Origin of the sequence: Pseudomonas sp. NBB (genome assembly GCF_032701105.1) — a bacterium.
In the GTDB taxonomy this organism is placed as follows: domain Bacteria; phylum Pseudomonadota; class Gammaproteobacteria; order Pseudomonadales; family Pseudomonadaceae; genus Aquipseudomonas; species Aquipseudomonas asiatica.
Genome location: NZ_CP103994.1, coordinates 2,234,826 through 2,256,095, shown reverse-complemented (window position 1 = coordinate 2,256,095; position 21,270 = coordinate 2,234,826). Strand labels below are relative to the sequence as shown.

The 21,270-nt window shown below is 64.6% G+C and carries 17 protein-coding genes, 1 tRNA gene, 1 pseudogene and 2 riboswitches; of the genes and pseudogenes, 15 read left to right on the top strand and 4 right to left on the bottom strand.

Translation table 11 applies throughout. The features are described 5' to 3' along the window. Nucleotides 1-119: 119 nt before the first annotated feature. Nucleotides 120-196, bottom strand: a tRNA-Val gene (locus tag NY023_RS10510). 203 nt (nt 197-399) lie between these two features. On the opposite strand from NY023_RS10510, the gene NY023_RS10505 reads away from it, so the two are divergent. After that, nucleotides 400-1,683: an FAD-binding oxidoreductase gene (locus NY023_RS10505; RefSeq protein ID WP_316927895.1), complete on the top strand. Its 1,284-nt coding sequence runs from the start codon at nt 400-402 to the stop codon at nt 1,681-1,683. 120 nt (nt 1,684-1,803) lie between these two features. Here NY023_RS10505 and NY023_RS10500 read toward each other — a convergent pair whose 3' ends face one another. Then, complete coding sequence (locus NY023_RS10500) at nt 1,804-2,538, bottom strand: peptidase C39 family protein (protein ID WP_013971993.1); 735 nt, start codon at nt 2,536-2,538, stop codon at nt 1,804-1,806. Nucleotides 2,539-2,703: 165 nt separating this feature from the next. Here NY023_RS10500 and NY023_RS10495 point away from each other — a divergent pair, with 165 nt between their 5' ends. Then, nucleotides 2,704-2,880, top strand: coding sequence for a hypothetical protein (locus tag NY023_RS10495; protein WP_015269782.1), 177 nt, complete (start codon nt 2,704-2,706; stop codon nt 2,878-2,880). Nucleotides 2,881-3,011: 131 nt separating this feature from the next. On the opposite strand, the gene NY023_RS10490 is transcribed toward NY023_RS10495, so the two are convergent. Together NY023_RS10490 and NY023_RS10485 are read right to left on the bottom strand one after the other, a co-directional pair. Next, nucleotides 3,012-3,764: a TerC family protein gene (locus NY023_RS10490; protein WP_003260907.1), complete on the bottom strand. Its 753-nt coding sequence runs from the start codon at nt 3,762-3,764 to the stop codon at nt 3,012-3,014. A gap of 29 nt (nt 3,765-3,793) precedes the next feature. Continuing rightward, on the bottom strand, nt 3,794-4,033 hold the full coding sequence (locus NY023_RS10485) for a hypothetical protein (protein ID WP_013971991.1): 240 nt from the start codon (nt 4,031-4,033) through the stop codon (nt 3,794-3,796). Nucleotides 4,034-4,167: 134 nt separating this feature from the next. Here NY023_RS10485 and nhaR point away from each other — a divergent pair, with 134 nt between their 5' ends. The 13 genes and pseudogenes from nhaR (at nt 4,168) to NY023_RS10420 (ending at nt 21,146) form a co-directional block, all read left to right on the top strand. Then, nucleotides 4,168-5,061, top strand: coding sequence for a transcriptional activator NhaR (gene nhaR / locus NY023_RS10480; protein WP_013971990.1), 894 nt, complete (start codon nt 4,168-4,170; stop codon nt 5,059-5,061). Nucleotides 5,062-5,096: 35 nt separating this feature from the next. Continuing rightward, a riboswitch (cobalamin riboswitch) is annotated at nt 5,097-5,305 on the top strand. Between the two features lie 108 nt (nt 5,306-5,413). After that, nucleotides 5,414-7,540: a TonB-dependent receptor gene (locus NY023_RS10475; RefSeq protein ID WP_013971989.1), complete on the top strand. Its 2,127-nt coding sequence runs from the start codon at nt 5,414-5,416 to the stop codon at nt 7,538-7,540. Between the two features lie 203 nt (nt 7,541-7,743). Continuing rightward, on the top strand, nt 7,744-8,910 hold the full coding sequence (locus tag NY023_RS10470; protein ID WP_013971988.1) for a DUF1624 domain-containing protein: 1,167 nt from the start codon (nt 7,744-7,746) through the stop codon (nt 8,908-8,910). Between the two features lie 28 nt (nt 8,911-8,938). Next, nucleotides 8,939-9,137: riboswitch (cobalamin riboswitch) on the top strand. 110 nt (nt 9,138-9,247) lie between these two features. Beyond that, nucleotides 9,248-10,258 (top strand): ABC transporter substrate-binding protein, encoded by a 1,011-nt coding sequence (locus NY023_RS10465; RefSeq protein WP_013971987.1) that lies wholly within the window; start codon nt 9,248-9,250, stop codon nt 10,256-10,258. Beyond that, nucleotides 10,258-11,274 carry a FecCD family ABC transporter permease gene (locus NY023_RS10460; RefSeq protein WP_013971986.1) on the top strand — a complete coding sequence of 339 codons (1,017 nt, stop codon included), beginning with the start codon at nt 10,258-10,260 and terminating at the stop codon, nt 11,272-11,274. The genes NY023_RS10465 and NY023_RS10460 overlap by 1 nt, the downstream gene beginning before the upstream one ends. After that, nucleotides 11,271-12,059, top strand: a complete 789-nt coding sequence (locus tag NY023_RS10455) for an ABC transporter ATP-binding protein (protein WP_013971985.1) — start codon at nt 11,271-11,273, stop codon at nt 12,057-12,059. Before NY023_RS10460 ends, NY023_RS10455 begins: the two co-directional genes overlap by 4 nt. Before the next feature lie 16 nt (nt 12,060-12,075). Continuing rightward, nucleotides 12,076-13,416, top strand: a complete 1,341-nt coding sequence (locus NY023_RS10450) for an OprD family porin (RefSeq protein WP_013971984.1) — start codon at nt 12,076-12,078, stop codon at nt 13,414-13,416. A gap of 213 nt (nt 13,417-13,629) precedes the next feature. Beyond that, nucleotides 13,630-14,109 carry a hypothetical protein gene (locus NY023_RS10445; RefSeq protein ID WP_023661090.1) on the top strand — a complete coding sequence of 160 codons (480 nt, stop codon included), beginning with the start codon at nt 13,630-13,632 and terminating at the stop codon, nt 14,107-14,109. Between the two features lie 78 nt (nt 14,110-14,187). Beyond that, a complete protein-coding gene (locus NY023_RS10440; protein ID WP_038409256.1) occupies nt 14,188-15,759 on the top strand; it encodes a sensor domain-containing diguanylate cyclase in 1,572 nt (523 codons plus the stop codon). A gap of 228 nt (nt 15,760-15,987) precedes the next feature. Further along, nucleotides 15,988-16,764, top strand: coding sequence for a ParA family protein (locus tag NY023_RS10435; protein WP_039614116.1), 777 nt, complete (start codon nt 15,988-15,990; stop codon nt 16,762-16,764). 83 nt (nt 16,765-16,847) lie between these two features. After that, entirely contained in the window at nt 16,848-17,258 is a 411-nt protein-coding gene (locus NY023_RS10430; RefSeq protein WP_013971980.1) for a DUF2946 family protein, read from the top strand. Nucleotides 17,259-17,328: 70 nt separating this feature from the next. Then, nucleotides 17,329-19,479, top strand: a pseudogene (locus NY023_RS10425) (TonB-dependent receptor). A gap of 329 nt (nt 19,480-19,808) precedes the next feature. Then, on the top strand, nt 19,809-21,146 hold the full coding sequence (locus NY023_RS10420; protein ID WP_013971979.1) for an MFS transporter: 1,338 nt from the start codon (nt 19,809-19,811) through the stop codon (nt 21,144-21,146). Nucleotides 21,147-21,270 lie beyond the last annotated feature (124 nt).

The following is a 21,270-nucleotide window of genomic DNA, read 5'->3' as shown; positions in this document are numbered from 1 at the left end:
TTTTTTCAGAAAAATCAAAAACTTTGCGAATTCGTGCATAAGGGCCTGCTGCGCAGCACCAGGCCGCGAGAACCCAATGAAAAAAGGGGTGACCCTTGCGGATCACCCCTTCTTCGATTTGGTAGGCACAATTGGACTCGAACCAACGACCCCCACCATGTCAAGGTGGTGCTCTAACCAACTGAGCTATGTGCCTGTCGTGTGGTGCGCATTCTACCCATTCCAAAAACCCTGTCAACACTTTTTTTCGCGCTAACTTACTGAATCTTAAACTCTTTATAGAAAAGTGCGCTGGCGGGGACCGAGTAAAGGATTTTCAACGGACGACTAGCGGGTGTTTATTATTATTGATAGCATCGGTACATTCGTTAAAAATATAAAACACGAGGTTCCTGCAGCATGGCTAACACCCCCTACCCCCAGTCCTACTACGCCGCCTCGGCCAACCCGGTGCCGCCACGTCCGGCGCTGCAGGGTGAGGTGGAAACCGATGTGTGCATCATCGGCGCCGGCTACACCGGCCTGTCCAGCGCCCTGTTCCTACTGGAGAACGGCTTCAAGGTCAGCATCGTCGAAGCAGCCAAGGTCGGCTTCGGCGCATCGGGCCGCAACGGCGGCCAGATCGTCAACAGCTACAGCCGCGACATCGACGTCATCGAGCGCACCGTCGGCCCCAAGCAGGCCCAACTGCTGGGCTACATGGCCTTCGAAGGCGGGCGCATCATTCGTGAGCGCGTGGCCAAGTACAACATCCAGTGCGACCTGAAGGACGGTGGCGTGTTCGCTGCCCTCACCAGCAAGCAGATGGGCCACCTGGAGTCGCAAAAGCGCCTGTGGGAACGCTTCGGCCACAACCAGCTGGAGCTGATGGACCAGAAGCGCATCCGCGAAGTGGTCGCCTGCGACAACTATGTGGGCGGCATGCTGGACATGAGCGGCGGCCACATCCACCCGCTGAACCTGGCCCTGGGCGAAGCCGCTGCGGTCGAGTCGCTGGGCGGCATCATCTATGAGCAAACCCCGGCCGTACGCATCGAGCGCGGCGCCAACCCGGTGGTGCACACCCCGCAGGGCAAGGTCCGCGCCAAGTTCATCATCGTCGCCGGCAACGCCTACCTGGGCAACCTGGTGCCGGAGCTGGCCAGCAAGTCCATGCCATGCGGCACCCAGGTGATCACCACCGAACCGCTGGGCGACGAACTGGCGCGCACCCTGCTGCCGCAGGACTACTGCGTCGAGGATTGCAACTACCTGCTCGACTACTACCGCCTGACCAGCGACAAGCGCCTGATCTTCGGTGGTGGCGTGGTGTACGGCGCGCGTGACCCGGCCAACATCGAGGCGATCATCCGTCCGAAGATGCTCAAGGCCTTCCCGCAACTGAAAAACGTGAAGATCGACTACGCCTGGACCGGCAACTTCCTGCTGACCCTGTCGCGTCTGCCACAGGTTGGCCGTATCGGCGACAATATCTACTACTCCCAGGGCTGCTCGGGTCACGGCGTGACCTACACCCACCTGGCGGGCAAGGTGCTGGCCGAGGCCATGCGTGGCCAGGCCGAGCGTTTCGACGCCTTCGCCGGCCTGCCGCACTACCCGTTCCCGGGTGGCCAGATGCTGCGCGTGCCGTTCAGCGCCATTGGCGCCTGGTACTACAGCCTGCGCGATCGCCTGGGCTTCTGATGTAGGCAGGGCTGGCCTCTTCGCGGGTAAACCCGCTCCCACAGGGACATCACTGGACCTGAGGGCAGCGGGTTTCCTGTGGGAGCGGGTTTACCCGCGAAAGGGCCGGTACAGACAAAGCTATTTGTTCAGGCTACTCACAGCCTGCTTCGCCGCAATCTCCTGCCCCGCCCGGGCCAGTTCATCGGCAGCCTGCAACCAGCGCTGGCGGTCCACCTGGGCTGGCAGCTGCCGAGGTGGCTGTACCAGCACCGCCCAGCTCCCAAGCTTCGCCCACGCCGAGGCAAAATCATCGAACGCCATCAACTGCCGCCGGTGCATGCCCGAGCGCAACAGCACCCGCTGCTTGTAGCGGTCGTAGCCGATCAGCACGGCGTAGCGTGGCTCGCTCCACCAGGCCGAACCATCCTCGTAACGCAGCAGCACCGGGTTGCCCGCCGCCACCTGGGTCAACAGCGCGTCCAGCTGCTTGTCCAGCGGATACACCACCATGCCGTAGTCGCGCGCCACCCGTGGGATGCCTGTGTCCAGCGCCTCGGCGCCCTGCGGCAGGTTCAGCGGCTTGTCCAGCAGCCCCGGCGTGATCGGAGCCCCCTGTTGCGACAGCACCGCCGCCAATGCCATGGCCCCGCTGTGGTTGGCGTTGCCACGGTAGAACGGCACGCTGCTGATCTCGACCCGCTGCGGCAGGCCCTTGAGGTTGCCGGAGGGTGCGCTGGCGCAACCGGCCAGGCTGGCTGCAACCAGGCAGGCAGCCAGCAGCCGACGAGGGATGGTCTTGAACGAAGGTTGCTGCATGGACACTCGCTTGCTCCAACGCCGGGCAGGCAGCGCCCGGCTCTGGCCACCGATCATAGGTCGGACAGCGGCGCGGGTATAGTCCGACACCGCTTAGGAGCAAATCGGACCAAGCAATAGACCTTTGGTCAATGGAACGTCACAGGCGAAAGACTAGACTAAAGCAGTGTCTGGAAGGCCAGCGTCGGCGACCGAGCGCGGCCCGTAGAGATGGAGGCACAGATGAGCCTGACCATGGCAATCCTCATGCTGGTTGGCATGTGGCTGAGCGTTGCAGCCGCCATGCTATGGGGTGTACTGCGTATCGTGCGGCGTCATTCCCACCACCACCTGCCACCGCAGGCCCCCGCCAAGCCACAGCCTGTGCGCCGGTCGCGGCGGCATGCCGGGGTGCACTGATTCAGAGATTTCCGAGGCCCATTCGCGGGTGAACCCGCTCCCACAAGGTCCTCCGCTGCCTTCAGAAACGGCGGGGACCTGTGGGAGCGGGTTCACCCGCGAACGGGGCGCAAGCGCCCCGCTTTTTCACATCAACCTTCAGCCGCCTCACGCTTCAACCGTGCCCGACGGGCCAGGATGTTGAGGATCTCGATCGCCGTCGAGAAGGCCATGGCCGCGTACACATAACCCTTCGGTACATGGGCGCCGAAACCTTCGGCGATCAGCGTCATGCCGATCATGATCAGGAAGCCCAGGGCCAGCATCACCACGGTCGGGTTGTCGTTGATGAAGTTGGCCAACGGGTCGGCGGCCACCATCATGACGATCACGGCAGTGATAACGGCAATGATCATGATAGGCAGGTGCTCGGTCATGCCCACGGCGGTGATGATGCTGTCGACCGAGAAGACGATGTCCAGCAGCAGGATCTGGAAGATCGCCGCGGCAAAGCCCAGGGTAACCGTCGACGACACCTTGGCTTCTTCCTTGGCCCCGTGCGGGTCGACGTTCTCGTGGATTTCCTTGGTCGCCTTCCACAGCAGGAACAGGCCACCGGCAATCAGGATCACGTCCTTCCAGGAGAAGGCATTGCCGAACACTTCGAACACCGGGTCGGTCAGCTGGACGATCCAGGCCACCGTGCTGAGCAAGGCCAGGCGCATGACCAGGGCCATGCTGATACCGATACGGCGCGCCTTGGAGCGGTACTCCACCGGCAGCTTGTTGGTCAGGATGGAGATGAAGATCAGGTTGTCGATGCCCAGCACGACTTCCATGGCCACCAGCGTAGCCAGGGCAACCCAGGCGGTAGGGCTAGCGACGAGTTCCAGCAAGTATTCCATTGTTCAAATCCTGCAGCAGCGGTTGGGGGTCAGATTTCCTGGGTGTCTTCTTTCTTGTAGGCGTCCTTGGGCTTGTGCCCTTCGCTGCCGATGGCCTCGCTCAACGCCTGCTGTGCGGCCTTGTTGGTGTCGTCGATGGCCTGCTTGGCCGACTGTGCGGCCTGGTCGAGCATCTGCTGGGCGGATTTCTCGGCCTGCTCGCAACCGGCCAGGGTGAACAGGGCCAAGGCCAGCACCAGCGGCGTGCCGATGGATTTTAGTTGCAGCATGGGTTCCTCGCTTTTCATGTTCCGGCGGCGCACACGGCGCCTGATGGAGTCGCATTCTAAAGAGCGCAACACATCCGGAAAATTCGTATTTTCAGCGGTTATACTTCGGTTTTTACGAATCCGGAACGATACCGATGCTCAACTATCGGCAGTTGCACTACTTCTGGGCCGTGGCCAAGACCGGCAGCATCGCCCGCGCCAGCGAACAGTTGAACCTGACCCCGCAAACCATCAGCGGGCAGATCAGCCTGTTCGAACAGACCTACGGCCTGGAGTTGTTCCAGCGCGTGGGGCGCCAGCTGGAACTGACCGAAACCGGGCGCCAGACGCTGATCTATGCCGAGCAGATGTTCCAGCTGGGAAGCGAACTGGAGGCCATGCTGCGGGCCGGCCCGCAGGAGCAGATCCTGTTCCGCGTGGGTGTGGCGGACGTGGTACCCAAGTCCATCGTCTACCGCCTGCTGGCACCGACCATGGAGCTGGACGACGTGCTGCGCATCAACTGCCGCGAAGACAAGCTCGAACGGCTGCTGGCCGACCTGGCGATCCAGCGCCTGGACCTGGTGATTTCCGACAGCCCCATGCCCAGCCACCTGGACATCAAGGGCTATAGCCAGAAACTGGGCGAATGCGGGTTGAGCTTCTTCGCCACCCCGGCGCTGGCACACCGCCTGGAAGGCCCCTTCCCCGCCTGCCTGCAGGATGCGCCATTGCTTATCCCCGGGCAGGAAACCGTGGTACGCAGCCGCCTGCTGCGCTGGCTGGGTGAGCAGCAGGTGCAGCCACGAATCGTGGGCGAGTTCGATGACAGTGCCTTGATGCAGGCATTCGGGCAGTCGGGCAGCGGCATCTTCGTCGCGCCCAGCGTGATCGCCGAGGAAGTGTGCCGCCAGTATGGCGTGGAGCTGATCGGGCAGACCGAGGCGGTGCACGAGTCGTTCTATGCCATTTCAGTGGAGCGCAAGGTCAAGCACCCGGGGATCGTGGCGATTACCGAGGGGGCGCGACGAGAGTTGTTTCATTGGTAGCAGGCAGATTTGACGCCTCCCGCGTTTCAATGGTCATATGCCCGCCAGTTTCAGGTGCCCTGCGCCGCCGCGCGCAGGGTGAAACGGGAAGCCGGTGCGTCGTGTTGCCCACGATAAGTCCGGCGCTGCCCCCGCAACGGTAAGCGAGCGAACCCTTCGAGATACCACTGTGCACTTGCATGGGAAGGTGAAGGTTTCATGCCCCTCGCAAGCCCGGAGACCGGCCTGGAGCTTCACTTGGCAACCCGCGGTGGGCGGGCGCAGGCCGGTATCCGTGCGTGCGCCTGCGTGCACGGTGCGCCTTTGCGTGTTTTCCACCGGGATCCATTCATTCCTGCAGTAGTGGAACGACATGTCCCGTATCTTCAAGCTTCACCCCCTGGCGGCCTGCCTGGCCGTTTCCCTGCCGGCCCTGGCCGATGACCTCGAGCGACAACCACTGGCCCTGCCCTCCACGGCCATCACCGACACGCTCGACAGCCACGCCATCGACCTGGCCACACCGACCCAGGCTGGTTCGCGCCTGGGCCTCAGCGCCCTGGAGACACCGGCCAGCACCAGCAGCATCAGCGCCGAGCAGATCCAGCAGCGCAACAACCTCACCGTGCAGGACGCGGTGACCCGCTCACCGGGCATCAGCTACATCGGCTCCCCGGGCGACGGCGGCACGGGGCTGTCCGCCCGCGGCTTTACCGGGCACGGCTCGGTGATGACCTTGTTCGACGGCGCACGCCTGTACACCGGTGCCGGCACCCAGACGTTCCCGGTCGACCCGTGGATGGTCGAGCGCATCGATGTCATTCGCGGCCCGGCCTCGGTGCTGTATGGCGAAGGCGCCACCGGGGCAGTGGTCAACGTGATCCCGAAAAAGCCGTTTGCCGGCGAGGTACGCAACTACCTGCGCCTGGGCTACGGTTCGTGGGACCGCCAGCAGCTCGGCCTGGACAGCGGCGGCAGCCTCGGTGAGCGCCTGAGCTACCGCCTGGCCCTGAACCAGCAAACCGGTAACGGTTGGGTCGACCGCACCCCGTCACGCAGCCTGGCGCTGAGCGCCGCGCTGCGCTTCGATGCCAGCGACGACCTCAGCTTCACCCTCGCCCACGACCGCGGCGATGCGCAGCCTGCCAACTACTACGGCACCCCGCTGATCGACGGCCACTACCGCAGCAGCCTGCGCAAGAAGAACTACAACGTGCAGGACGACGTGCAGCATTACGTCGATGAATGGACCCGCCTGAATACCGACTGGACGTTGAACGATCACCTCAGCGCCAGCAACCAGCTGTACTACATCAAGAGCCGCCGTCACTGGCGCAATGCCGAGGAGTACAGCTGGGATGCAGGGCGCCAGCAGCTGCTGCGCGGCAGCTATCTGCAGATCAAGCACAACCAGGAACAGTTCGGCGACCGACAGGCCTTCACCCTCGACCACAGGCTGTTTGGCCTGGCCAGCAAGACCGTGGTCGGCGCCGAGTACAACAAGGTCCGCTTCAACGTCGACAGCAACGCGCCCTACAACGATGTGGGCGGTGACTACGTCGACCCGTGGCAGCCGCAACCAGGCTGGTTCCACAGCGCCTCGCCGTTACGCCCGCAAACGCTGTCCACCACCCACACCTTTGCCCTGTTTGCCGAAAACCGCCTGCAGTTGAGCGATCGCCTGTCGCTGGTCACCGGCGTGCGCCGCGACCAGAACCACATCGACCAGGAAAAACTGACCACCGACAGCCGCAGCGACCGCAGCCTGCAAGGCGGCAACTGGCGTGCCGGGCTGGTGTTTGCGGTCAGCGACGACCTGTCGCTGTATGGCCAGTACTCCACCAGCGAGGATGGGGTCGACAACCTCATCAGCCTCAGCGCCAACCAGATGCACTATGACCTGACCGAGGCCAGGCAGACCGAAGTGGGCCTGAAGCAGCGCTTCTGGGAAGGGCGTGGCGAATGGACATTGGCGGCCTACCACATCGTCAAGAAGAAGCTGCTGGTGGATGACCCGGTCACCCACGAGAAGCAGCAGGCTGGCCAGCAGACGTCCGATGGCCTGGAGGCAACCCTGGAACTGGCGCTGGCGCACCAGTGGCAGGTGTCGGCCAATGCGGCGATCGTGCGCGCAAGGTACGACGACTTCGACGAAATGGTCGGTGCCGTGGCGCAGGACCGTGCGGGCAATCGCCCGGCCAATGTCCCGCGGCGTACCGCCAACCTGTGGCTGAGCAAAGGCTTCGGCCAGCGGCTAAAGGCCGGCATTGGCGCGCGTTATGTGGACGAGCGCTATGCCAATACCGCCAACACCCAGAGCGCCCCCGGCTACACCGTGGTGGATGCCGACATCGGCTGGCAGGTGTTGCCGGATGTGCGGCTAGGGTTGCAGTTGAACAACCTGTTCGACCGTGAGTATGTGCAGTCGGCGTTCAGTGGCCAGCAGTGGCTGATGGGGATGCCACGATCGTACTTTGCGACGGTGGATTACAGCTTCTGATCTGGCCTGCCTGCACCGGCCTCTTCGCGGGTAAACCCGCTCCCACAGGGATATCACAGAATTCGAATACGGTGATGTACCTGTGGGAGCGGGTTTACCCGCGAAGAGGCCGGCACAGGTAGCACAAAAACATCTACCGTCCCGTCACACTTTAGTTATAAGATAACGTTTCAGTTGACATCCATTCCTATCAGCGACCTCCCATGACAAGCGCCAGTGCCACCCCCACCCTGCTCACCCAGCGCCTGCAGAGCATCGACGCCCTGCGCGGCCTGGTAATCCTGTTCATGCTCCTGGACCACGTTCGTGAAACCTTCTTTCTGCACCGCCAGGTCAGTGACCCGATGGCCATCGATACCACCGAGCCCACGCTGTTCTTCAGCCGCACCCTGGCCCATCTGTGCGCGCCGGTGTTCGTCTTGCTGACCGGCCTTTCAGCCTGGCTGTACGGCGAGAAACACCAGGGCCGCGGCGATGTCTCGGCGTTCCTGTTCAAGCGCGGGCTGTTCCTGGTGGTGCTGGAGTTCACCCTGGTCAATTTCGCCTGGACCTTCCAGCTGCCGCCCAGCGTCATCTACCTGCAAGTGATCTGGGCCATCGGCGTGAGCATGATCGCCCTGTCGCTGCTGGTGTGGTTGCCACGTGCCGCCCTGATCGCCGTGGGCGCAATCATCATCGCCGGCCACAACCTGCTCGATGGCCTGCACTTCGGGGTCGAATCCGCCCTGCACGTGCCATGGGCGATCCTGCATGACCGGGGCTGGCTGGAGTTCTCCGAAAGCCTGCGCCTGCGCACCTCCTACCCGGTGCTGCCGTGGATCGGTGTCATCGCCCTGGGCTACGGCCTGGGCCCTTGGTTCGCCCGTGGCAGCGAGGCCGGCCAACGCCAGCATCGCCTGCTGCTGGCCGGGCTGATCGCGCTGCTGGGCTTTGTCGTGTTGCGCCTGGTCAACGGCTACGGCGAGGCGCCATGGAGCGTTTACCCGACCGTCACGCAAACCCTGATGAGCTTCTTCAACATCACCAAGTACCCGCCATCGCTGCTGTTCCTGGCCCTGACCCTGGGCTGTGGCCTGCTGTTGCTGCGCGCCTTCGAACGCGCCGGCCAGGCCCGCTGGATCAGTGCCCTGGCGGTGTTCGGCGCGGCACCGATGTTCTTCTACCTGCTGCACCTGTATGTACTGAAGCTGCTGTACCTGACCAGCGTGGCGCTGTTCGGCCGCAACCATGGCGACTACTTCGGCTTCGATGGCATCGCCGCGGTGTGGCTGGGGGCAGTGCTGCTGGCAGTTTCGCTGTACCTGCCGGTGCGCTGGTTCGCCCGCCTGAAGGCGCGGCGGCGCGACATCACCTGGCTGAAGTACTTCTGAAAAGCGTTTTCACCCGGCGGCACGATGGTCTACCATGCCGGCCGCCGGTTTCCACCACGGAATCAATAGGGAATCCCAGGCCCGCCAATTCGGGCCAAACGGAACTGCCCCCGCAACTGTAGGTGCCGAGCCTGCTCCATCAATGCCACTGGGCCACGAACCCGGGAAGGCCGGAGCCAGGCCATGACGCACCAGTCAGGAGACCTGCCGGCCTACATTCACCAACCGGCGGGGTGTCCGGGATTGGCCATCAGTGTTGCCCCTGCCGCCAGCGGGGGCTCGGCGATGCCTGTCCGTGCGTTCCTCACCCGAACTGTCCGATAGGAGATCGCCCAGCATGCTGCCCCGTTTTGCCACCCTGCTCGCCGGCCTCGGCCTCACCGGCCTGGCCCAGGCTGCTGCCACCCACTACCCGCTGACGGTCGACAACTGCGGCAAGCCGCAAACCTTCGCCCAGGCGCCGCAACGCGCGGTCACCATTGGCCAGGCCAGTACCGAGATGCTCTACGCGCTGGGGCTGGGCGACAAACTGGCGGCCACCTCGCTGTGGTTCAACAATGTGCTGCCCGAGTACCAGGTACAGAACGCCAAGGTGCCGCGCCTGGCCGACAACGAGCCCAGCTTTGAGGCGGTAGTAGGCAAGCGCCCGCAACTGGTGACGGTGCAGTTCGAATGGATGGTCGGTGCCCAGGGGGCGGTCGCCACCCGCGAACAGTTCGATGAACTGGGCATCCCCACCTACCTGCTGCCATCGGACTGCGAAGGCAAGGACAACCTGGTGGGTGCCGATGGCACCCGCCTGCAGGCGTTTCAGGTCGACACTATCTACAAGAGCGTCAGCCAACTGGCGGCAATCTTCGACGTGCAAGACCGTGGTACGGCCCTGAATGCCGAGCTCAGAGGCCGCCTGGACAGTGCCAAGGCGCAACTGGCCGACAAGGACCTGTCCGCCACCTCGGCGCTGTTCTGGTTCTCCAGCGCCGATCTGCACATCGACCCCTATGTGGCGGGCCGTCAGGGGGTCGCCGACTTCATGCTGCGCACCCTTGGCGTGCGCAACGTGGTCGAGTCCAGCGAAGAATGGCCGACCGTAGGCTGGGAAACCCTGGCCAAGGCCAACCCCACCTGGCTGATCATTGCCCGCATGGACCGCCGCCGCTACCCCGCCGACGACTACCAGAAGAAGCTGGCATTCCTGCGTAGCGACCCGGTGACGCGCAACATGGACGCGGTGAAGCACGACCGCATCATCATCCTCGACGCCGACGCCATGCAGGCCGGGATTCGCTTGTTCAGCGGCCTGCAGACACTGGCCGCCGCCTTCGCCAGCGGCAAAGCAGCCCAGTGATGATGCGCCTGCTACCCTGCATCGCCGTTGCCCTGGCCGCCCTGTTGGCGGCCCTGCTGGCCGGCACCGCCATCGGCGAAACCAACCTGTCGCCCGGCGTGGTCGGCCAGGTACTGGCCAACCACCTGTGGCAGGCCGGCTACCCGGTCGACCCGATCGACGCCGGCATCGTCTGGAACTACCGCCTGCCCCGCACCCTGGTTGCCGCGGCCTGCGGCGCCGGCCTGGCCACCTGCGGCGTGATCCTCCAGGCACTGTTGCGCAACCCGTTGGCCGAGCCTTACCTGCTGGGGCTGTCCGCCGGCGCCTCGACCGGTGCGGTGCTGGTGGGCCTGCTGGGCTTCGGCAGCCTGGCGCTGAGCATGTCCGGCGGCGCGTTCATCGGTGCCCTGGCAGCGTTCGCTTTGGTACTGTTGCTGGCCCGGGCAGCCGGCCCCAGCAGCAACAATGCCCAGGTGATCCTTGCCGGGATCGCCGGCTCGCAACTGTTCAACGCCCTTACCGCCTTCCTCATCACCATGTCGGCCACCGCCGAGCAGGCGCGCGGCATCCTGTTCTGGCTGCTGGGTAACCTCAGTGGCGTACGTTGGCCTTCGGTGTGGCTGGCCGTGCCAGTTGTACTGTTCGGGCTGTTGGTGTGCCTGTGGCATCGCCGTGCCTTGGATGCCTTCACCTTCGGTGCCGACTCGGCGGCGTCGCTGGGCATCCCGGTGCGGCGTACCCAGTTGCTGCTGATCAGCTGCGCGGCGCTGGTGACCGCCGTGATGGTGTCCATCGTCGGCGCCATCGGTTTTGTCGGGCTGGTGATCCCCCATGCGCTGCGCCTGCTGCTCGGCCCCGGGCACAGCCGCCTGCTGCCCGCCAGCGCACTGGGCGGAGCACTGTTCCTGATTGCCGCCGACATCCTGTCGCGCATCTTGATCCCTGGCCAGGTGATCCCCGTGGGCGTAGTCACAGCGCTGCTCGGCGCACCGGTCTTCGCGCTGATCCTGGTCAGCCGCCGGGGGCGCCCATGACGGTCATGACGGCGCTACAGATGGCCCCCTTGAGTTGCCAGAACCTGGGGCTGCAACTGGCCAGCAATACCGTGCTCAGCGATATCGAACTGAGCGTTGTCGCCGGTGAAACCCTGGGCGTCGTCGGCCCCAACGGTTCCGGCAAGTCCTCGCTGCTGAAGGTGCTGGCCGGGCTGCGCAAGCCAGGCAACGGCAGCGTGCAGTTGCTGGGCGAACCGCTGGCACAGTTGCCCCGCCGCCATGTCGCCCAGGCCTTGGCGCTGGTCGAACAGCAGGCCGACACCCTCGATGCGATCAGCGTGTTCGATGCCGTTGCCCTGGGCCGCACCCCCTGGCTGTCGGCGCTGGCGCCGTTCTCCCGGGAAGACCGCGCGATCGTCGAGCAGGCCCTGGCCGACCTCGACGCTTTGCACCTGCGCGCACGCCTTTGGGGGTCGCTGTCCGGGGGCGAGCGCCAGCGGGTGCACATCGCCCGAGCCCTGGCACAGCGGCCGCAGGTGCTGCTGCTGGACGAGCCGACCAACCACCTGGATATCCAGCACCAGCTGAGCCTGTTGCAACAGGTGCAGGCCTTGCCGGTGACCACCCTGGTGGCCCTGCACGACCTCAATCAGGCGCTCACCTGCGACCGCGTAGCGGTGCTCGACAAAGGCCGACTGGTCGCCCTCGGCAAACCGCTCGAGGTGCTCACCCCCGAGCGCCTGCTGAACACTTTCGGCGTGCATGCCCACTACCTCATCGACCCCTTCGACGGCGCGCACATCTTGCGTTTGCGCGCCCCCTGAACAGGAAGTTCTGCCTATGCCGCGCCCTGTCGCCCTGCTGCTCGCCAGCGCCCTGCTCGCGCCCCCTGCGCTGGCCGACTCCGCCCAATCGCAAAGCAACGGTTTTGTCGAGGATGGCCGCTGGAGCCTGCTCAACCGCAGCGTATTCGACCAGCGCGACTACAAGCATGGCGGGCGCAACAGTGCCGGGCGCAACGCCTACAAGCCGCGCGATGAACGTAGCGGCAAGGCCGAGGAATGGGCCTATGGCCTGATGGGCACCTTCCGGTCCGGTTTCACCCAGGGGCTGATCGGTGTCGGGGTCGACGCCCACGCCTACCTGGGCGTGCAACTCGACAGCGGCGGCGGGCGCGTGGGCAAGGCACGCTTGCTCGGGGTGGATAACGAGGGGCACCCGAAGAACGAATACAGCCGTGCCGGCGCAGCATTGAAACTGCGCATGGCCGATACCGTGCTGTCCTACGGTGAGCAACGGGTCAAGACCCCGGTGTTCAGTTCATCCGACAGCCGCCTGCTACCCGAGACAGCGACCGGGTTCTTCCTTGACAGCACCGAGTTCGACGACCTCAGGCTGGTGGCCGGGCACTTCAATGAAAACACCGACCGCAATGCATCCAGCCACGACCAGGGCTTCGTGGTGAACTACTCCAATGGCCGCCAAGGCAACAGCTTCGACCTGGCCGGCGTGGTGTGGAACCCCGGCGCCGCCTTCAGCGGCAGCCTGTACACCTCACGTTACCAGGACAGCTGGAACCAGCATTACCTGGGCAGCACCCTAAGCCATGCCCTGGATGAGCGCCGCAGCCTCACCCTCGACCTCAACCTTTACCGCACCACCGACACCGGCAAGGCGCTGTCCGGGCGCATCGACAACACCACCTGGAGCCTGGTCTCGCGTTACGACCATGGGCCGCACGGTTTCAGCCTGGGCTGGCAGCAGGTGGACGGCAACACGCCATTCGACTACGTGACCCGAGGGGCGATCTTCATTGCCAACGCGGTGCAGATGTCGGACTTCAACGCGCCGAACGAAAAGTCGTGGCAGGCGCGCTATGACCTGAACATGGGCGCCTACGGCGTGCCGGGGTTGAACCTGACGGCGTTGTACGTGCGCGGGTTCGATATCGACGGTACCCATGTCGACCCTGCGGGAGGGTATGCCTACCTGGGGTATGGCAAGGGGGGCAAGCATTGGGAGCGCGACCTGGAGGCACGCTATGTGGTGCAGAGCGGCAAGGCCAAAGGCACCGCGTTTTCGCTGCGGCATAACGTGCATCGGGGCAATACGGCACAGGCGGAGCTGGATGGGGACCAGATACGCTTGGCGGTGGAATGGCCGTTGGGGGGTGGGTTCTGATGTTTCTCGTGACCTGAAAAATCCTGGGGCCGCTGCGCGCCCCTTTCGCGACACAAGGCCGCTCCCACAGGTGCAATGCACCTTCAGAAACCTGTGACGGCCTTGTGGGAGCGGCCTTGTGTCGCGATGGGCCGCACAGCGGCCCCCAAAATACATCAGGCAACCACAACTGCCGTATAATCGGCAGCACTCACTGCCCAACCAGGCCACACCATGCCTCGCCTCCAGAAGTTGCTGTTGCCCCTGCTGCTGACTGCAGCCCTCACCGCCTGCGACCAGAAACCCTCCCGCGAAGAACAGATCCTGGCCCAGCTGCCGCTGCAGGATGCCTACACGCACAACATCGAGCGCATGGCCGCGCTGCTCGGCCGCACGCACCCGCAGCTATCGCAGGCGACCATCCAGGGCGTGCTGCGCAAGCACCTGACGGTCGAGGACCAGCGCCAGGACCTGTTCCGCCTGTACAGCGAAAAGAACTTCAGCGATGCCGAGTTCGCCACCATCGTCGAGGCCACCCAGGACCCGGCGAAGGCCCACGCCCTGGAAGACACCGAGGCCGGCAAACGCCTGAGCGAGAAGCTCACTGCCCTGATGCGCGAATCGGCCCGCGACGCAAAGGTGCAGGCCTTGGCGCAGCAGCGCATGCAACAGGTTGAAGACGAGCTGGACGCGCTGGAAAACGCAGGCTCCTGAACGCAGTTCCCCACTGCGCCCATAACGCGTAATGTTGCCCACATTTCGTAGCCGGTTTTTGATCACTCGAGGTCAGGATTGTCACACACCAAGCACGGATTGCGTCTGGATCTACGCACACTCATTCTGGTGCTTTGCGCCCTTACCGCCGTGGTGATGCTGTGCGCCAGCTATTTCGCCAGCTACCGGGTGCAACGCCAATTGCTGATCGACCACGCCCTGGAAGCCAACCGGGTGTATGCGATGAAGCTGGCCAGCATTACCGAGACTTTTATCGGCAACGCCTTGCAACAGCTGTCGTTCAGCGCGGGCGTGCAAGGCCGCCAGCTGGGTGACGCCGTCGCCCTGCAGGCGGAGGCCGAGCGTGTCCTGAGCCAGAGCATGGCCTTCAATTCCACGTTCGTGATCGATGCCAACGGGGTGCTGCTGGCGGTTTCTCCCGCCCCCTTGCGGCACCTGGTCGGCAGGCACATGCATTCTCCCGGTGTCCAGGAGGCGCTACAGGCGCGCCGCCCACTGGTGTCGACGCCCTACATTTCGGCGGCCAACAACCTGGTGGTAGCGCTGTCGCAACCCATTTACGACAGCAACGGCCGCTACCTGGGGTATGTCGGCGGCAGCCTGTACCTGCGTGAACACAACATTCTCAACAGCCTGCTGGGCGAGCATTTCTACAAGGACGGTTCCTACCTGTACGTGGTCGACCGCAACCGCCGTCTGCTGTACCACCCCGACAGTCAGCGGGTGGGTACGGTGGTTGAGGGCAATGCACTGATCGACCAGCTGGCGGGCCTGGGCAATGGTACCCGGCAATTGACCAACAGCCTCGGCGTGGAAATGCTCGCCGGATACGCCACCGTGCCCAGCGCCGGTTGGGGCGTGGTGGCGCAGCAGCCGCTGACCCAGACGGTGATGCCACTGAGCCATCTGATCCTCAACGTGGTCGGCACCTCCGCGCCGTTGGCTCTCGTGGGCAGCATGCTGCTGTGGTGGCTGGCCATGACCATCGCTCGGCCGCTGTGGCAGCTGGCCGCCGGCGCCCGCTCGATGGATCGGGCCGGCACTGCCGAACGCCTGCATCGGGTACCGGCCTGGTATTTCGAGGCGGCCGAGTTGAAGCGCGCGCTGCTGTTCGGGCTGAACCTGCTGCATGAGCGCATCGGTCGGCTCAACCGCGACGCCCAGACCGACCCGCTGACCGGCCTGGGCAACCGCCGCAGCCTGGAGTTCAGCCTGTCGTTGCTGGAAGCCGAAGGCCGGCCGTTTGCGGCCATCGTGCTGGATGTCGACCATTTCAAGCGGGTAAACGACTGCCACGGGCACGAGGTGGGTGACCAGGTGTTGCGCCGGTTGGCGGAGCTGATGCGCCGCTGCTGCCGCGAGGGTGACCTGCTGTGCCGCACCGGCGGCGAGGAGTTCCTGATGCTGCTGCCGGGGGCTAGCCTGGAAGTTGCGGCAGGGGTGGCCGAGCGGCTGCGGCTAACGGTGCAGGATACGCCGGTGGAGCCGGTGGGCGCGGTGACGGTGTCGCTGGGGGTGGCGCATTGGGATGGCGAGGCCGAGAGCGAACCGGGGGATGCGTTCAGCGAGGCTGACCGGGCGCTTTACCGGGCCAAGCAGGAGGGGCGCAATCGGGTGGTTGTTGCCTGAGCGCCCTTGCTTGCCTGTTCCGGCCTCTTCGCGGGTAAACCCGCTCCCACAGGTACCCCGCAGCCCTCAAGGGCGGTGCATAACCTGTAGGAGCGGGTTCACCCGCGAAAGGGCCGGAACACACAATAATGAATGGGCAGGTTGTAACATTCATTGTCATGAAACTGTCTTGTTACAGTCATAGGATTGACCCCAACCTGACATTTTCACTTCATGGATGAACGTCTGATGCGTCGTGTGGTTTTCAATCAGAAAGGTGGCGTCGGCAAGTCCAGCATCGCCTGCAACCTGGCCGCAGCCAGTGCCGCCGAAGGCTACCGGACCTTGCTGGTCGACCTCGACCCGCAGGCCAATGCCACCTACTACCTGACCGGGCTGGTCAATGACGCTATTCCTTCCGGCATCGCCGATTTCTTCCGCCAGACCTTGTCGCCGGTCACCGCTGCCGGCAAGAAGCACCGGGTGGCGATCACCGAGACCCGCTACCGCAACCTGCACCTGGTCACCGCCAGCCCCGACCTCAGCGACCTGCAAGGGAAGCTGGATCGCAAGTTCAAGATCAACAAGCTGCGCAAGCTGCTGGTGGAGCTGGGCGAGGACTACGAGCGGATCTACATCGACACCCCACCGGCGCTCAACTTCTATACCTTCAGCGCGCTGGTAGCGGCCGAGCGGCTGTTGATTCCGTTCGACTGCGACAGTTTCTCGCGCCAGGCCCTGCACAACGTCATGGCCGAGGTCGAAGAACTGCGCCAGGACCACAACCCGGCGCTGCTGGTGGAAGGTGTTGTGGTCAACCAGTTCGCCGGGCGCACCGCACTGCACCAGACCCTGGTCGAGCAATTGCGCAGCGAGGGCATGCCGGTGCTGCCGGTATACCTTAGCCATTCGATCAAGATGCGTGAGTCGCACCATACCTCGGTGCCGCTGGTGCACCTGGCGCCGCGGCACAAATTGGCGCTGGAGTTCGTCGATTTGCTGGATGTACTGGAGCGCGCGGCCTGACAGAACCCCGGGGCGCAAAGCGCCGCAAAATATCAAGGCCGAAGCACTACCCGACCGTTCGTCCGGGTGGTAGATTCGCCGCCATGAAAACCACCCGGCATACCCGCACGCTGACCGCCTGGACGCTCTACGCCAGCGTCCTGTTCAGCCTGGTTCTGTGTGGCCTGCACCATGGCCAGATGGGTGGCCTGCGCCTGGCCGGCCTGGAAGGCGGTTTCTGCTCGATCAACAGCGAACACGGCGTAGCCATCGACCTGGAGGGCGCTGGCGGCGACCAGCACATGGCCCAGCTCGATTGCCCGGTGTGCTCCTCGTTCGGCCTGGCCGTGCCGCTCAGCAGCAGCGGCTGGTCGTTCACCCCGGCGCAAGCCGTGGCCACCTCGCCCATCGTGGTGCGCAGCTGGGCGCAACCGCCGCCGCGTTATCAACGCCCCGCCCTCAACCCCCGCGCCTCCCCTGCCACCTTCCCCGCAGCCGTACCTCATTTCGCCTGACCTCAGCCGGGCGCGCCTGACTGTGCGCGTTCGCGGTCAGCCATGACCTTTGCGTGGAAGACACACCAACATGCTTCGCAAAACCTCCCTGGTGCTCCTCATGGGCACCTGCAACCTTGCCTGGGCGGATGCTGCCCCGGTAGAACTGAGCGCCACCACCATCGACGGTGAACGCGACGCCCCCAGCGGCGTGCAACTGGACGAGCCGATCCGCACTGGCTCGCGCCTGGGCCTCACCGCGCGGGAAACGCCAGCCTCGGTCAGCGTCTCGGACCGTCGCCTGATCGAAGAGCGCGGCGCCAAGGACAGCCAGGACGTGATCAACGCCATGACCGGCGTCAACGCCTCGGCCAACCCGGGCTTTGGCGGCTTCGTCGCCTACCGCGGCTTCACCCAGAACCAGGTCACCCAGTTGTACAACGGCATCAACCTGGGCTACAGCAGCGCCACCCGGCCAGTGGATGCCTGGGTACTCGACCGCGTCGAATTGATTGGCGGCCCGTCGTCGTTCCTGCATGGTGCCGGCGCGGTCGGCGGCTCGATCAACTACATCACCAAGTTGGCCAGCCGCGATCAGCAGACCATCGACGGCCGTATCCGCCATGGCAGCTTCGACGACAGCGAAGTGGCGTTCGGCATCAACCAGGCTCTGGCCAGCAACCCCGCCGATGCCCACCACTTCATGCGCCTGGACTTCAGCCGCGGGCATGGCAACGGCTACATCGACCGCAACGAACGGCACACAGACAGCCTGGCTTTTTCGTTGCTGAGCGACCTCACGCCCAACCTCACCCACACCCTGGCCCTGGAATACCAGGAAGACCGCGAAGACAGCCCTTACTGGGGCTCGCCGATCCTGCCCGGGCGCAGCACGATGAAGATCGACAACAGCCGCCGCTTCGAAAACTACAACGTCGGCGACGGCCGCTATGAGCAGCGGGTACGCTGGCTACGCTCGATCCTCGACTACCAGCTCAGCGACAGCACCAGCGTGCAGAACACGCTGTACCACTACAACGCCCAGCGCGACTACCGCAACCTCGAACGCTACAGCTACACCAGCGATGGCAAGGTACGACGCAGCAGCCCTTACCTGCAGCGCCACGACCAGAACCTGCTGGGTGACCGCATCGAGCTGCGCCACGACAACCAGCTGTTCGGCCTGGCCAGCCAGTGGTCGCTGGGGCTGGAGTACTCGCGCATGCGCCAGACCCTCTACCCCACCTCAAGCAGCTGGAGCGACGTGGTCGATGCCGAGCACTTCGCCCCCGGCAGCTTCGACGACATCCCCGGGGTGAATGCCGGCCTGACCAAGCAACGCCGTCACGAGGTGACCAACCGCGCGGTGTTTGCCGAAAACCGCCTGCAACTCACCGAACGCCTGGCCCTGCTGACCGCCCTGCGCTACGACTACCTGGACATGCAGGTGACCAACTACGGCGCGGTGACGCCAACCTCGCCGGCGTTCTTCGAACGCCGCTGGGAACCGCTTTCCGGGCGTATCGGCCTGACTTATGCGCTGACCCCGTCCGCCAGCGTCTATGCGCAGTACAGTACCTCTGCCGACCTGCCGGCAGGCTCGCTGGCGGCGGCGACCTATTCCAACGTCGGGATGTTCGACCTGTCCAAGGGCGAGCAGTAGGAAGTGGGCAGCAAGTTCGACTTTCTCGACGGGCGCGGTGCGGCCACGCTGGCGCTGTACCAGATCGTGCGCAAGGACTTTGCCGTGCGCGACTCCAACGATGCCAACCTCACGGTCCAGGCCGGGCAGCAGACCTCGCGTGGCGTCGAGCTGTCCGGGCGCCTGCAGGTGACGCCGAAGCTGCTGGCCGAGGCCAACTATGCCTATGTCGATGCGCAGTACGACGAGTTCAACGAGGCGGTCAACGGCGTGTCGGTATCGCGCAAGGGCAACGCACCGGTGAACGTACCGGCCAACGTCGCCAACCTGTGGCTGACCTACAGCCTGACCCCGGCGTGGTCGGTGGGGGCAGACGGGCGCTACGTGGGCTCGGTGTATGCCGACAACGCCAACAGCCTCAAGGCCCCGGCCTACACCCTGTTCGGCGCGTTCGCCCGCTACCGGCTGGATGAACACACCACGCTCACCGGTCGGGTACGCAACCTGACCGACGAGGTGTATGCCAAGCAGGCCTACAACAGCCAGTACTACATGGGGCCGCCGCGCACCTTCGAACTGGCGCTGGACATGCGTTTCTGAGCGCATGGCCTGTCTTGCATGAACATCCCGGCCTGCATTGGCTCTTGTGGGAGCGGCCTTGCGTCGCGAAAGGGCCGCAAAGCGGCCCCGGCGATGTCAGTGGCGAAGCTGCAATCGAGGGGCTGCTGCGCAGCCCTTTCGCGACACAAGGCCGCTCCCACAGTGGACCGTGCCAAGCGAACAGCTCGCGGTTGAATCAGGTATCCCGAGGTCGCCCTCGACAAAGCGTCCTCCAGCACCCGGCGATCTACTGGCAAGCACAACAATGATGGCGCTGCACGACAGCGCCACTTTCATCATGCCTGCCAATGGAACCGGAGAGCACTCGCATGCCCACACCTCACGAGGTATCCCCCGCCACCCTGCGCCGGGTGATCGCCGCCTCGGCCATCGGCAATTTCGTCGAATGGTTCGACTTCGCCGTCTACGGCTTTCTCGCAACCCTGATCGCCAGCCAGTTCTTCGCCAGCGAAGACGCCAGCGTGGCCTTGCTGAAGACCTTTGCGGTGTTCGCCGTGGCCTTCGCCCTGCGCCCGCTGGGCGGCATCGTGTTCGGCGCGCTGGGTGACCGCCTGGGGCGCAAGCGCATCCTGTCGCTGACCATCCTGCTGATGGCCGGCTCCACTACCCTCATCGGCCTGCTGCCGACCTACGCCAGCATCGGCCTGGCAGCCCCCGCGCTGCTGACCCTGGCGCGCTGCCTGCAGGGCTTTTCTGCCGGTGGCGAGTATGCCGGGGCCTGCGCCTACCTGATGGAGCACGCGCCCAACGACAAGCGCGCCTTCTATGGCAGCTTCGTGCCGGTGTCGACCTTTTCCGCCTTTGCCTGCGCGGCGGTGATCGCTTATGGCCTGGAAGCCAGCCTGTCGGCCGAGGCGATGAATGCATGGGGTTGGCGCATCCCGTTCCTGATCGCCGCGCCGTTGGGGCTGGTCGGCCTGTACCTGCGCTGGCGCATGGAAGAAACACCGGCGTTCCGCGAAGCCATCGCCCAAGGCAAGGAGCATGAACATTCGCCGCTCAAGGAAACCCTGCGCAACCATGGTCGGGCGATCCGCAACCTGGGGGCTTTCATCTCGCTGACCGCGCTGTCGTTCTACATGTTCACCACCTACTTCGCCACCTACCTGCAACTGGTCGGCAACCTGACCCGCGCGCAATCGCTGCTGGTGACCACCGTGGCCCTGCTGTTCGCCGCAGTCGGCTGCCCGCTGGCCGGAGCGTTCTCGGACCGCGTGGGGCGACGCAAGACCATCGGCTTTACCTGCCTGTGGGTGATGCTGTGCGTGTTCCCGGCGTACTGGCTGGCCAGTTCCGGCTCGATGCCCGGTGCACTGCTGGGAGTGATCCTGCTGGCGGTGGGAGCGCTGTGCAGTGGCGTGGTCACGGCGGCATTGCTGTCGGAAAGCTTCCCCACCCGCACCCGCTATACCGCTTCGGCAATTACCTACAATGTGGCCTATACACTGTTTGGCGGCACCGCGCCGCTGGTGGCGACCTGGCTGATTGGGCAGACCGGCAGCAGCCTGGCACCGGCGTTCTACCTGGTGGTGATTGCGCTGGTGGCGTTGGTGGGTGGGTTGGCCTTGCCGGAAACTTCGCGGATTTCGTTGCATGATGAGGCGGGAACGGAGAGCGCGCGGCCCGGAGCCCGTAGTACCGTTTGATATTTTGGGGGCTGCTTTGCAGCCCTTCGCGGCGGTTCGGCGTCCCGACTTGCCCGCTCCCACAGGGATCGCGCAAACCATGGGTTCAGCGACACACCTGTGGGAGCGGGCAAGTCGGGACGCC